The 13,045-nt window shown below is 63.4% G+C and carries 10 protein-coding genes; 1 reads left to right on the top strand and 9 read right to left on the bottom strand.

The window, feature by feature from the left end:
- Positions 1-26 precede the first annotated feature (26 nt).
- The 8 genes from AOT87_RS01060 to AOT87_RS01095 are packed head-to-tail and all read right to left on the bottom strand — an operon-like array spanning position 27 to position 9,081.
- Complete coding sequence (locus AOT87_RS01060) at positions 27-1,277, bottom strand: MlaD family protein (RefSeq protein WP_046252672.1); 1,251 nt, start codon at positions 1,275-1,277, stop codon at positions 27-29.
- Positions 1,274-2,587 carry an MlaD family protein gene (locus AOT87_RS01065; RefSeq protein ID WP_046252673.1) on the bottom strand — a complete coding sequence of 438 codons (1,314 nt, stop codon included), beginning with the start codon at positions 2,585-2,587 and terminating at the stop codon, positions 1,274-1,276. The genes AOT87_RS01060 and AOT87_RS01065 overlap by 4 nt, the downstream gene beginning before the upstream one ends.
- On the bottom strand, positions 2,587-3,705 hold the full coding sequence (locus AOT87_RS01070) for an MCE family protein (RefSeq protein WP_046252674.1): 1,119 nt from the start codon (positions 3,703-3,705) through the stop codon (positions 2,587-2,589). Before AOT87_RS01070 ends, AOT87_RS01065 begins: the two co-directional genes overlap by 1 nt.
- Positions 3,702-4,748, bottom strand: coding sequence for an MlaD family protein (locus tag AOT87_RS01075; RefSeq protein WP_057966540.1), 1,047 nt, complete (start codon positions 4,746-4,748; stop codon positions 3,702-3,704). The genes AOT87_RS01070 and AOT87_RS01075 overlap by 4 nt, the downstream gene beginning before the upstream one ends.
- Complete coding sequence (locus AOT87_RS01080; RefSeq protein WP_057968827.1) at positions 4,741-5,799, bottom strand: MlaD family protein; 1,059 nt, start codon at positions 5,797-5,799, stop codon at positions 4,741-4,743. The genes AOT87_RS01075 and AOT87_RS01080 overlap by 8 nt, the downstream gene beginning before the upstream one ends.
- Positions 5,796-7,364 (bottom strand): MCE family protein, encoded by a 1,569-nt coding sequence (locus AOT87_RS01085; RefSeq protein ID WP_057968826.1) that lies wholly within the window; start codon positions 7,362-7,364, stop codon positions 5,796-5,798. Before AOT87_RS01085 ends, AOT87_RS01080 begins: the two co-directional genes overlap by 4 nt.
- Positions 7,365-8,222, bottom strand: coding sequence for an ABC transporter permease (locus AOT87_RS01090; protein WP_057968825.1), 858 nt, complete (start codon positions 8,220-8,222; stop codon positions 7,365-7,367). It lies immediately after the preceding gene.
- 1 nt (position 8,223) lies between these two features.
- Positions 8,224-9,081 carry an ABC transporter permease gene (locus tag AOT87_RS01095; RefSeq protein ID WP_046252679.1) on the bottom strand — a complete coding sequence of 286 codons (858 nt, stop codon included), beginning with the start codon at positions 9,079-9,081 and terminating at the stop codon, positions 8,224-8,226.
- Between the two features lie 431 nt (positions 9,082-9,512).
- On the opposite strand from AOT87_RS01095, the gene AOT87_RS01100 reads away from it, so the two are divergent.
- Complete coding sequence (locus AOT87_RS01100; protein WP_057968824.1) at positions 9,513-11,900, top strand: hypothetical protein; 2,388 nt, start codon at positions 9,513-9,515, stop codon at positions 11,898-11,900.
- Here the strand turns inward: AOT87_RS01100 and AOT87_RS01105 are convergent.
- The gene (locus tag AOT87_RS01105) at positions 11,897-13,042 is read right to left on the bottom strand and encodes a glycosyltransferase (RefSeq protein ID WP_046252681.1); all 1,146 of its coding nucleotides are present in this window, start codon (positions 13,040-13,042) and stop codon (positions 11,897-11,899) included. The genes AOT87_RS01100 and AOT87_RS01105 overlap by 4 nt on opposite strands.
- Positions 13,043-13,045 lie beyond the last annotated feature (3 nt).

Consider the following 13,045-nt stretch of genomic DNA (forward strand, 5'->3'; position numbering starts at 1 on the left):
CTTGAATCTGATTCGCAGGTCAGGTGTCAGTTCGGCGGTTCGATCGGCAGTGTCGGTCCACCATAGGTGGTGGGTACCTGGAAGCGGCCCTTCGGTGTCGGGTCGGCCTTCTTACCCATATCGGCGCCCATGGGAGGTCCGGCGGTGTCGTCCCCAGCAGGTCGCGGCGCATTCTTGGCACCGCGAATCAGGACGGCCGGATCCGTGTCCGCGCAGTAGTTGGCGTAGAGGAACGGCTCGGGGTAGTCGGCGGCCGACAGCGGCAGCCGCGGTGTCGGGTAGTCGCAGACGTAGCGCGGGTACAGATCTGCAGTGGCCCAGATTCCGCCGTCGTGCATGATGCTCATCAGCGCGTCGAACACCGAGGCCCGATAGTTGGGGAACAGGGCGTTGAGGGCAGGAACGCGCAGGTAGAGCAGCCGTGAGGCGGTTGCGAGATTACCCAGCAGGGTCACCATGGTGTCGGAGTTGTCGGCGAACAGGTTGTCGACGGCGCCCAGGGTTTTGGGGGTTTGATCGACGAGGGTGCGGTAGCCGTTTTGCATCTTCTCGATGCCGCGCAGGGTGCGGCCCAGCTCGTTGGCGGTGGCTTGGATGCCCGAGTTCTTGTCGGCGGCCAAGGTGAGCACCACCCGGCTGGTCTTGAGCAGGCTGGTGGTCTCGGGCAGCACCGAATCCAGGGTGCTTAGCAAGAAGGTGCCGCCGTCGATGATCTCGGTGAGCTTGCGCGGGCCTTCCTTGCTCAGGCTCAGTTCCTTCTTGATGAGCTCAAGCTTCTTGGGATCCACCTGCGCCAGCAGACCATCGGCATCGGCCAACAGCTTGGCCAACGTCACCGGCACCTGCGCACCCTCAGAGATCACGGCGCCGTCCTTGAGGAACGGACCCTGATCCGAGACGCCTTCGAAGTTGATGTACTGCTCGCCGGCGGGTGACAGGCCGGTGACGCGCACCTTCGCGGATACGGGAATCTTGTACTTCGACTGGATCTCGGCGACCGCGTCGACACCCTGCGGGGTGATGGCCAACGACTGCACCGTGCCCACCTTGACGCCGCGCAGCGCGACATCCTGGTTGGGCAGCAGACCACCGGACTCCGGCAGCTGCACCTTGACGCGGTACGTGCCCGAGAACGGGCTGATGCGCAGCGCACCTACCGTGAGGTAGGCGATCGCGACCAACAGCACGGTGGCCAGCGCGATGCCCGAGAGCAGCATTCTCTTGCGATGCCCGGCACGGATGGTGCCGACCAGGCCATTGGCGAGCGCGTTGATCACTGGCCCATCACCTCCGGTCCGGGGGCGGGAACGGGCGCCGGTGCGGTGCCGGGGACGGGGCCAGGAGCGGGCGCCGACGCGGGCTCGGCTTGTCCGGGAGGCGCCGGCACCGGCACGCCCGGCGGCGGTCCCGGCACGCGCTCGATCACGCCGGGTTCGGTCGCGCTCGGTCGCATCGGGACGTCCTCGCCGTACACGCCCTTGCCCACCACGCGTTCCTGAAGACGCCACAGCGTGTACTTGAAGGAGCCGACCAGCTGAGCCCAGTTGTAGCGCTTGGGGCCGTGCGAACCGATATCGCCCTTGAACCCGGCATCGGGGATCGATCCCAGTACCAATTTGTCGATACTGACGCGTACCGAAATCGCGTTGCTGGGGGTGGATTTGATGAGTGTGGTGATCTGCCGGTTGAGGCCGTTGATATCGATCGTCGGGTCCTGCGCGATGTCATTCCACGACTTGGCAATCGTGTTCGCGTCCTTGATGACGCTGTGTCCGCTGGTATCAGTGCCCGCGATCGACGGGAATTTCTGCAGCTGCTTGGTGGTGGCGCCGATCTGAAGAACCAGCTGCGAGAGCTGAGCGGTGTTGGCGGCGAGCGCCTCGGTGGCTGGATCGGCCTCTTTCACGATGTCGGTGAGAGTCTGGTTCTTGGTGTCGAGCTGGTCGGCCAACTGCGAGGTCTGGGTGAGAGCATCAGAGATCTGTGCCGATCGCGTATTCAACGTTCCCAGTAGGCGATTGGAGTCCTTGATCAGATCGCCGAACGCCTGGCCCTGATCGCCGGTTGCCTTACCGAAACCGTTGATGACATTGGTCAGGTTGCGTACCGCGCCGCCGTTGGAAACGAGCGCCGCCGAGCTGAGCACGGATTCCACCGTCGCCGCGGCCATCGTCGAATCGAGGCCGATGGTGTCGCCCTCCTTGAGGATGGGCGAGTCCGAGGTGGCACCGGCCGGGGGGCGAATCGAGACGAAGACGTCGCCGAGCGGTGTCGCGGAACGCAGCTCGGCGGTGCTGCCCTTAGGGAGCCGGACGCCGTGGATGATGCGCAATGTGGTGATCGCGGTGTAGTTACTCACCCGCATGTCGTCGACCTGGCCGACATCCGCGCCGGCCAGCTTCACCTTGGCGTTGTTCGGCAGGTTCAGGATGTTCGAGAACAGGGCGGTCAGATGGTAGCCGCCCGATCCGACGCCGGGGGCGGGCAGCGGGAGATCTCCCAGACCGTTGGTGCCACAGCCGGACAGGACGGTGGCCGCCAGCATCGCTGCCGTGCCCATCGCTGCCAGGCGCTTGCGTGTAGCCATCACTTTTGCCCCATCGCCGCGAGCCCGTCGAGCACATAGGAGAGGCCGAAATCGGGCCCATAGTCCTGCAATGTTCCTGTGCTGCAGCCCAGTTGGCGCAGGCCCATCATGTTGCAGATCTCCTTGGCTGTCTGGCTCTCGAACAGCAGCTTGTCTGTGAGGAATCGTGCGCGCAGCGACCCGTTGTCCTGGTCGATGATGTTGTAGAGGTTCTCCACGGCCAGCGGCGCAAGGTCGAGGGTCTCGGCGAGCTCGCGTTGGTTGTCCGAGACTGTCTTGAGTGCCGTGTTGCCGTTGAGGACCGCCGCCTTGATGTGGTCGCGGTTGACTTCCAGGAGGTCGCCGGCCTGCTTCACCAAATCATTGAGCTTGCGCCCGGTGTTGCCGGTGCCGAGCGCCTCGTCGTCGATGATGTTGCTCAGTTGGTGGATGGTGGTGGAGAATTCGCGCAGCTTGCCGTCGTTGGCCGCTGCGGCGTCGAACAGTGAGCTGACGTTCTTGATGATGGTCGTCATCTGCTCGCGGGTGGTTACTCCGCCCTCTGAGCTGAGCCGCAACGCTTTTGACAGCTCGTCAAGGCCTGACTTGATCTTGTCGCCGTTACCGTCGGCGACTCCGGCGGCCGCATTGATGATGTCGCCCACCGGTCCCTGACCGTTTCCGTCGCCCTTGAGCGATACCGACAATCTGTCGAGCATGCCCAGTACGCGGTCGAATTCCACCGGCGTCTTCGTCTTGTCGAGTCCGATGGTGTCGCCGTCCTTGAGTGTCGGCCCGCCCCGGTATGGGGGAGACAGCTCGACCTGGCGATCGGTGAGGATCGATGTCGACAGGGTGACGGCCTGCACGTCGACGGGCACCTTGACGTCCTTGTCGACAGTGAACTCCACGTCGACATACCCGGATCGGGGGGTGATCTTCGTGATCTTGCCGACTGGCATGCCCAGTACTGCAACAACATTGGACTCGTACAGTCCGGAAGCGTTGTCGAACTGAGCGGTCAGCGTGATGTGATCCAACTGCGACTTCACGTAGTACGCGCCTGCGCCGACGATCGCGGCGACCACTAACGCGATCGTTGCGATGACGGCGATGGCCTTACCTCTGCCGCTACTCATTTGCAGTCCTTGAAGTACTGGATCATGCCGAATTGCTTTGCGCGACCGCTGATTGCGCACATCCAGGAGTCGACGGCCAGGCCGTTGGGGGCATTGAACTCGATGGCGTTGCCAGTGCCGGTGGCGTTGGTGACGCCGCGCAGCGCGACGGGTGCAACCTGCAGAATGCTGCGCAGCAGGTCGTCATGCTGGCCGAGCATGTCGGTGAGCTGATGCAGCGTCTTGAGCATGTCGTCGAGCTGCGGCCGGTTCCTGATGACGATCTTGCTGAGCTGCTCGACCAGGTTGGTGAGCGACTGCATCATCGCGTGGAAAGTGCCACGGCGCACCACGAATTCGCCGATCAGGCTCTGCCCCTGATTGATCAGGGTTCCCACGCCCTGCTGCTGGCGGTGCAGCGTGTTGGTGACCTTCTCGGTGCTCTTGAGTAGCGTGCCCAACTGGTCGCGTCGTTCGGCGATGATTCCCGACAGTGTCTGGATGTTCTGCATGGCCTGGGGGACCACCTCGGGCAGCCCGTCGAGCTGTTTACCCAGAATGCTCAACGACTGAGCCACCTTGTCGAAATCGACCTGGTCGAAGGTGTTCGTCACGTCCTGCAGGGTCGCCTGCAAGTCGTAGGGGACCTCCGTGTGGGCGAGGTCGATGGTCTTGTTGGGCAACGACCCCGGTCCTTCCGGGCGCAGGTCCAGGTATCGGGAACCGAGGATCGTGGTCACCCGTATCGCGGCCTTGGTGTCCTTACCCAGCTTCACGTCATCGCTGACCGAGAGCTTGGCCTCGACGTGATCGCCGACCAGCTTCATGCTGGTGACCGTTCCCAGCGGGATGCCCGCCACGGTGATGGGCTGACCGGACCGCAGCGATGCTGCCTGCGCGAACTCGGCGGTGTAGGTGGTGTACCCGAAACCGATTGCCTTGACGAGCAGCATCCCGCCCACGAGTGCACCGATCACGGCGATCGCGATGAACCCGAGCCAGGTCTTGTTGTAGGTCTCGACCGGCCGGTTCTTGATCTTCTGCCATCTCGTTTGTTCAGCCATTGGCCAGGTTCCTGCATCGCGGGGTGTGCTGGGTGACGTTGCCGGGTGTCGCCGCGTTGACGATGATCGGCACCACGTCGTTGAGGCCCGGGAAGAAGCCGGTGATGTTCAGATCGCAGATGTAAGCGTTGCCGTAGGCGCCGTCACCGGTGATACGGGCCAAGCCCTTGAGCAGTAGCGGTAGGTTGCCGCCGAGGAAGGCCAGCTTCGGCTCGATCTGCACCATGTGCTTGGCGAAACCTGGTTGGCGCGTGATGAGTTCATCGAGTGACGGGTAGACCTCGTCGGTGATCTTTGACACCCGCCGCAGGGTCTGTGCCAGTGAGCCCACCGAGTTGACCAGCTCCGGACGGCGGGAGTCGAAATCCGCCACCACCTTCCGGGTGTTCGTGATGGCCTTGTCGAGACTGTCGTTCTGCTGCGCCAAGTTTCCCGTCACTGTGCTCAGGCTGGTGATCACATTGCCCAGCACCTGGTCGCGTCCTGCGAAGGTCTTTGTCAGCGTGGAGGTTTGGTCGACCAGCGACGTGATCGAGGCCTGATCACCCTGCAGGGACTGGATGACACCCTTGGTGAGATTGTCGGCCTGCTCCGGTGAGAGCGTGCTGAACAGTGGCTCGTATCCGTTGAGCAGCGTGGTGACATCAAAGGAAGGATCGGTGCGCTCCAGAGGAATCGTCGACCCCGCCGCCAGCACGTTGGTGTCACCGGTCTTGCCGAGTGACAGGCCCAGGTACCGCTGACCGACGATGTTCTGATACGTCACGGAGGCAAGGGTGTTGCCGTACAGCTTCTGGTCGTTCTGGACGACGAAGTCGACCCTGGCCTGGTTGTTGTTGACCAGTTCGATCTTCTCCACACGTCCCACGCGTACACCGGCCATGCGGACGTCATCACCGTTTCGCAACCCGTACACATCGGTGAAGACCGCCGAGTACGCCGTGGTCCCGCCCGCCACATCACGGCGCAACGTGGCATACACCAGCCACGTCAGCACCATCGCGACCGCCATGAAGACGACCAGCGCGATCAACGGACCACGGAACTTCATTGGGATCCTTCCTTCGCGAGCGAGACCGTGGTGCCCCGCACGACCGGGCCGAGCAGCAGCTGTGTGGAGGAGCTAGCAGGCTTGTCGGTGATGACACTGAGCTGAGTGCGCTCTACTGCGCTGCCTACCGGGCCCACCGTCCCGCCGAACGATGCCGGTGCGATCGGTGCGCCGCCACCGTCCCGTGCGCCGGGAGCAACCGGTGCGGCCGGCAGCGGGGGAGGTGGTGGCGGCGGCGGCTCCAGGAGATCGGGATCCGCGGTCCCGGGGACGCGCGGCACCGGCACCGCCTGCCACGGCGGCAGTGGGGGGTTCGGGTCCGTCAGATTCGGCCCGCCGGGGGGCACCACGTACGGCGGGCCGACCGCGATCAGATTTCCGTTGGGGCCCACTACAGTTCCGCGTGGTGGCTGCAGGTCCGGCGGCACCTTGTAGTTCTGGGGAAGCAGTTCTTCCGGCAGGTCTGGACGCACCACGAGCTCGGGTGCGGTGAAGCAGCTGGGACCCTTGAGCTCGCCATAGCGTGGGCAGTCGGCTCGCGTGTAGCTGTATCCGGGGGTCAGCGAGAGGTTCACCCGCATGTTGCCGGTATCCACGTCGGACAGCCAGGGATTCTCGAACCATTTCTGATTCATCTGGTTGATCTTCTGGAAGATCATCTGGAACTTGCCCGCGTTGTTCGAGAACGTGCCGAGGACGGGCGTGAGTTCTGTGGTGATGCCGATCAGCTGATCGGTGTGGTTGTCGAAGGCCTGCCGGGTAGTGCCCACCGTCGTGAGGCCGCCGTTGATCAGGCTGGTCAGCTGTTCGCGTTTCTCGACAAAGGTCTGCATCGGTTTGACGGCCTGGTGCAGTGAGTCGAGCAGTTCGGGTGCGGTCTGCTTGAGCCCCTCGGTCGCATCGAGCAGAGCCTTGACCGTGGACGGGCCGGTGTCGGTCACCACGATGTCGTTGAGTTGGGCGATGAGGCGGTTCAGCTGCGCACCGCCGGTGAGGAGCTTGACGCGGCGGTTGTCGGTCGCGGCTCCCAGCGCGGCCAGGATGCCGGTGGAGTGGTCGTCGCGGCCGCGACCGGTCGCGGTGAGGACATCGCGCAGCTTGCTCACCGTTGTCTGGAACAGCACGGTCGGCAGCTGGGTGTCCTCGGCGATGTGTGCGCCCGCGCGGATCGGAGCACCCTGCCCCCGATCCACCAGCTGCACCGAGGACACCGCGAAGACGTTGCTGGGGACAACGCGAGCGGTGGCGGTGCTGGGGATGGACTTGGCGTATTGCGGCTTGAGGTTGATGTGCACGAAGTTGGGCTGGCCGTTGGCGGCAGGGGTGACGCCATCGACCTCGCCGACCAGAACACCGTGGTACTTCACGTCGGATTTTTGGGGCAGCCCGTCACCGACGTTATTGAGATCGGCAATCACCCGGACGAAGTCGTTGAGACGTCCCGTGGACTTCAGCATCATGACGCCGGTGACCAGTGCGGCCACCACGATCATCGCGACGCCGGTACCCAGCAGGAGTTTCTCGGATGGTCCACGGCCGTCCGTCTCAAAGGAATTCGCCGCCATTTAGCCACCCAACCTCGCACCTGCGTCGACGCTCCAGAGCGCCATGGTGAGCAGCATGTTGACGATGATCACGAGTGTGATGGCGGCGCGCATGGCGTGCCCTGCGGCTACGCCCACGCCTTCGGGGCCACCGCTGGCGTAGAAGCCGTAGTAGCACTGGATGGTCGAGGCGAGCCACACGAAGATGATCGCCTTGATGACCGAGTAGAAGATGTCGATGCCGCTCACGCCGATGCCGAAGTAGTGCAGGTATGAACCGATGGATCCACCACTCATGATCCCGACCATGATCTGGCAGGACAGGTAGCTGACGGCAAGGCGCGCGACGTACAGCGGGATGGTGACGACGGTGGCCGCCATCAGCCGGGTGGTCACCAGGTAGGGGATGGGGCGGATCGCGATGGAGTCCATGGCATCGATCTCTTCGGAGATGCGCATGGCACCCAGTTGTGCGGTGAAGCGGCAGCCGGCCTGGGTGGCGAAGGCGATCGCGGCCATGATCGGAGCGAGTTCACGGGTGTTCACCAAGGAGGAGATGATGCCGGTGGCCGGCCCCAGCCCCAGCAGGTCCAGGAAGTTGTAGCCCTCGATGGCCACCAGTCCACCGGCGATGATGCCCAGGACGATCATGACACCGGCGGTACCGCCACCGACCACCAGAGAGCCGTTGCCCCAGGCGATATCGGACAGATGCCGCAGGAACTCTTTCCAATAGTGGCGCAGCACAATGGGTACGCCGGCGATCGCACGAAAGAAGAACGCGACCATGTGGCCGAGCCGGGTGATCGGCTTCTGCGCCTTGTTGTAGATGCCGACGAAGGGCCGTGCAATCGGGGGTACATAAGTTGATGCGGTCATGTCACAGCCCCGTCCGCGGGAACATCATGATGTACAGCTGGCTGATGGCGAGGTTGACCGTCATCAGCAGCAGGATCGATTCCACGACGGCCGCATTCACGGAGTTGGCGACACCGATCGGGCCGCCCTTGGTGGACAGACCCTTCTGGCAGGCCACCACTGCCACGATGGCGCCATAGATGACGGCCTTGATGAGGGCCAGGATCATGTCGCCGGGGGTCGCGAAGGCGGAGAAGGTTGTGACAAAGCTGCCCGGAGCGCCGTTCTGCCAATAGACATTGAATAGGTAGGCGCCGAGGAACCCGACGAAGCAGACGACTCCGGTGAGCGCGATACCGATCATGATGGCGGCCGCGAAGCGAGGGACGACGAGTCGCCGGATCACCGAGACGCCCATGACCTCCATGGCGTCGGTCTCTTCACGCATGGTGCGCGAGCCGAGGTCGGCAGTGATGGCCGAACCCACGGCCGCGGACATCAGGAGAGCGGCTACGAGTGAGGCGGCCTGCCGGATGATGGCGATGCCACTGGCCGCACCGGCCAGCGATGTCGCACCGACCTGCCCGGCGAGCAGCGCGAACTGGATGGAGAGCGTGACACCGATGGGCAGGGTGACCAGAATGACGGGCACGACGGCGGTGCCGGCTTGGAAGGCGCCCTGCCTGACGAACTCCTGCCACTGGAATTGGCCGGTGAATAGGTCGATGAAGAACCACTGGATAGTGCGGACACCGAGCATGAACTGCTCGCCGACGGTCTTGAGTGATTCCAGGGGGTGGCGTTTGACGTATCCGGTCGTCCAATCCTGGATCGCCGCAACGCCATCAGTGGTGGCGCGGCGCTCGTCTTGTGTGGTCATCGCAGGTGGCCCGCGCAGACGCAGCTCAGAGTGGTTGCGGCTACGGCAATCAATGCGGCTCCCTGTGTGACCTGGAACACAAATCCCAGCAATCTACGAGTACGTCTCGGACATCATGGGCTATTCGGTTCCTGGATATATGCGAAACGCGAAAATGGATTCAGGCGTGAACGTAAATTGACGGTCGTCTACTGGGGTTGTAGTACCCCGATGGCCGGGAGGTTTGCATGTTTGCTTCGGCCGCCAGGTTGCTCGCCGTAAACGCTTGTTGACGTCTCTAGCAAACTTTCGTCAATCACTTTGCGTGAGTAAGGCCCCTCCTTGCGCTGCCCGCAGCGACCGGGGCTGGTCTGGGCACGCAGTGTTACCAAACAAATCGCAGGTAGACACGATTTTCAAATAACGACTATGAGGTGGGTCACACGTTTACAGTGCTGCTCACGTTTCAGGTTTCCTCAAAGGAGAGGGTTGCGGTTTTGTCCAAGCGGCATCGAAAGTCATCCAAAAAGGTCGTCGTCCAACGCACCGTGACCGCGGCGGGCGCCGTCGCCGCGACTGCCAGCTTGGCTTTTGTCGGGCCCACCGCACAGGCGGCCGCGGCAGCGCCGGACTACAAAGGCGCGGTCACCGACTCTAAGGACGCGCTCAATAACTACTTATCCGGGACTAATGCGATTGGATCGGCTGCCGGAGGCATCTGGAATCCCATCGCCCAGCGATCCGGAGGGCTGCTCCCGACGTTCGGGACGAGCCTCACCCACTCCAATCTGACCAGCATTGCCGACCTTCCCGATGTGCTGCGGAACCTCGCAAGCACTCCGCTCCCGACGGCTGTTCCGGGAGTCATTCCCGCGATCAAGATTCCCGGGCAGGGTTTCGTCGACCTGCCACTGCCGACGACCATCCCGGGCGCCAACCTGCTCAATGGTCTGGCCAACGCGCTTGACGGTGTGTTCAACAACCCCATCATCGGGCCCGTCGTCAACCAGCTTCCGCCCCTGAGCGACATCGTCGACGGACTGATCGCCGAGCAGGACAAGTTCACGGCGGGCTACAACTGGCCGCTGCTTCAGGCCAGCGGCCTGACAACCATCACCAACACCTTTGTGCAGACACCGAGCGGGCTCAACATCAAGATCCCGGCCTCGCTGGACCCGCTGGGCATCTTGCCCGACTCGGTCCGAATCCTGCCCGATGGCACCTTGCCGAACGTGACGGCCTGGGTCCCGATGGGTGCGGGAAACTACACATTCCCGCTGGGGATGGAGACCGGATGGTGGGCGACCGCGCCCACCTTGGTGGTCGACGGCGGTGCCGTGAACGTTCCGCAGACCGTGCTGTCGATTCCCATGTGGGCCAACGGCATCAAGGCTCCACTGGGGCTGGGGCAGGCAGGCCAGTTCAATGCACATGTCCTCATCCCGACGCAGAACGGTATCTACTCGCCGGTCGGCACGACGTTGTCCAACTTCTCCGTTCCGATGCTCGGCCTGGGTATGACGAATCTCAATGTGACGACCGGAAACTATCTCGGCACCAACGGATTCAATATCAACAACGGGCAGAACATGATGGTGTTGCAGACGCCGTTCTCCGGGGCGCTGCCGATACCGATCGTCTATTCCCTGGGTGGCTTCAACATGGGGACCGAGGGCATGGGCTTCACGCTGCCATCGCTGTTCGGTGTTGGGCTCATGCCGACATTCCAGATCGGCACGGCACCGGGGGCCAACACGCCTCTGGGAATCATCCCGCCCAACCTGATTCCCACGGGTGGCATCGTGCCAACCCAGCTCATCACCGTCTCCGGCCTGATCAGTACCGCGCTCGGAATACCGGACCCGACAGTCGAACTCGCCAAGGCTCTGACTCCGCTGTACAAGGGTTTGGTTACGCCCGTCATGACACCGATCTCGGACATGCTCACCGCGCAGTACGGGAATCTGTTCAATGGTGCGGCGTCGAACACCCTGCAGGCCTCCAAGTTCTACAAGGATGTGATGACGCAGCTCGCCAGCGTGATCGGTGCGGCTCCCGCGCCGCTCTCGTCTCCGGCGCCCAACACCTTGGCGGCCACCGATACGCCCGCACCGGCGGCCACGCACGTCGAGGCTTCTGCGCCGGCGCAGAAACTGGGCGCTGCGACGGCACCTGAGGCCAAGCAGCTTGAGGCTCCGAAACTGGATCTCACCTCGAACCTCGTCGCCGCCAAGGACAAGGTTGTCGAGAAGGTCGCGCCGGCGCCGCTTTCCGCATCCGCATCCAGCGCTTCGGAATTGAGTGCGACGCCGATCGGCGAAGCGGCAGCTCAACCTGCTGCCGCTGCCGCTCCCACGCCGGATGTCGCGAAAGAGGCCCCCAAGGCCGAGGCGAAGGAAGACTCGAAAGACAAGGAGAAGCCGGCGAAGCCGGTCGTGAAGGAGAAGCTGCAGGACAAGGTCGATAAGGCGAATAGTGCGCTGAAGGATTCGGCCAGTGGGTCGATCAAGCAGACGAGGGGTGCGATCACCTCTACGGTGACTAACACGATCGAATCTGTGACTTCTACTCAGTCCGAATCCAAAGCTGCTGAGGCGAATAAGGATTCAGGCACGTCGTCGGTGACCAAGAGCGACTCCGATAGCGGCAAGCATCATGAGGATTCCTCGGGTGCGTCCAACAAGGTGAAGGTCAAGGTGGCCTCGCCCAGTGAGTCGGGTGGAAAGCATCGCGCGCCCGAGGCGTCGTCCGGTGGTGGTTCGAGCGCGGGCGGTTCGGAAGGTTCGGGTGCCCATGGCGGATCGTCGTCAAGTGCAGGAAAGCACTCGGCGAGCGACTAGAGGCGCACGGCTCCCAGCACGATATCGGCGATCCGGGAACGGAACGCCTCGGGTGAGAATCCGCACGCCTGCGACCGGATGGCGCTGGTGTCGTAGTCGGCGGGGTTGAAGTCCCGCATCAGCTCGGCGAGCTGTGCTATGACGGCGTCATCCGGGCCGGCCTGTACGTGTTCACCGGTAATGCCGGGCTCCACGGTGTCCAGAGCACCTCCCGCGCCCAGCGCCAGGACCGGTGTTCCGCACGCCATTGCCTCGACGGGGACGATCCCGAAGTCCTCCACGCCGGGCATCAATAGGGCGCGGCATCGCCGGTACATGTCCAGGAGAACCTCGTCGGATGCGGCGCCGAGAAAGGTGGTCTCGGGCCCGGCGATTTCTTCTAGGTGATCGCGGAATCGTCCCTCGCCCAGCACCACTAGGCGGCAATTGGCCCGTTGCGCGGCCCGGATGGCTAGGTCCGCACGCTTGTACGGAACCAGCCTGCCCGCACACAAATAGAAGTCCTCGCGGGCAATCGACGGATCGGGAGAGAACCTGTCGATGCGTACGGGTGGGCTGATCACTGTCGACGGCAGCCCCCACCAATCGCGAATCCGCTCCGCCACGGCATGTGAGTTGGCGATGACATGCGATAAGCGGGGTGCTGCCCGCAGTTCGCCCCGGCGCGCGAGGTTCCCCAATGCGGACAGGGCGATTCGTCCTGCCCGGCTTGCCATCTCGTGATCACGAAATGCGCGGTCCCATGCCCAGCGGGCCGGGCTGTGCACGTATGCGATGACGGGAGCATCGGTGGCGAATGCCGCCTGGGTGGCGAATGAGTGATGACTGATCAGCACCGCGTCGAGGTCATCGCCGAGCGGGAGCTTCCTCAGGGCGCTGGGAACCAGGGGAAGCAGTGGTGCGTGCGACCTGCGTCCGGTAGCGCTGTAGGCATTGTCCAGCCAGGTCCCCGAAATCGGTTCGTGCGGTGCATCGTCCGGCCAGCCCGCGGCTTCCAATACCTGCTGGCGGCAATGGGGTTCCGTGATCGGCGCGAAGACTTTCGCCTGCGGCCAGGCCTTCATGAATTCGGCGACCACCAATTCCGAGCCGCCGAACTCGGTGAAACGTTCATGGACGATCGCTATACGCGATGAGTTCATAGT

The sequence above is a fragment of the Mycobacteroides sp. H003 genome (assembly GCF_001440135.1).
Lineage (GTDB): Bacteria > Actinomycetota > Actinomycetes > Mycobacteriales > Mycobacteriaceae > Mycobacterium > Mycobacterium gwanakae.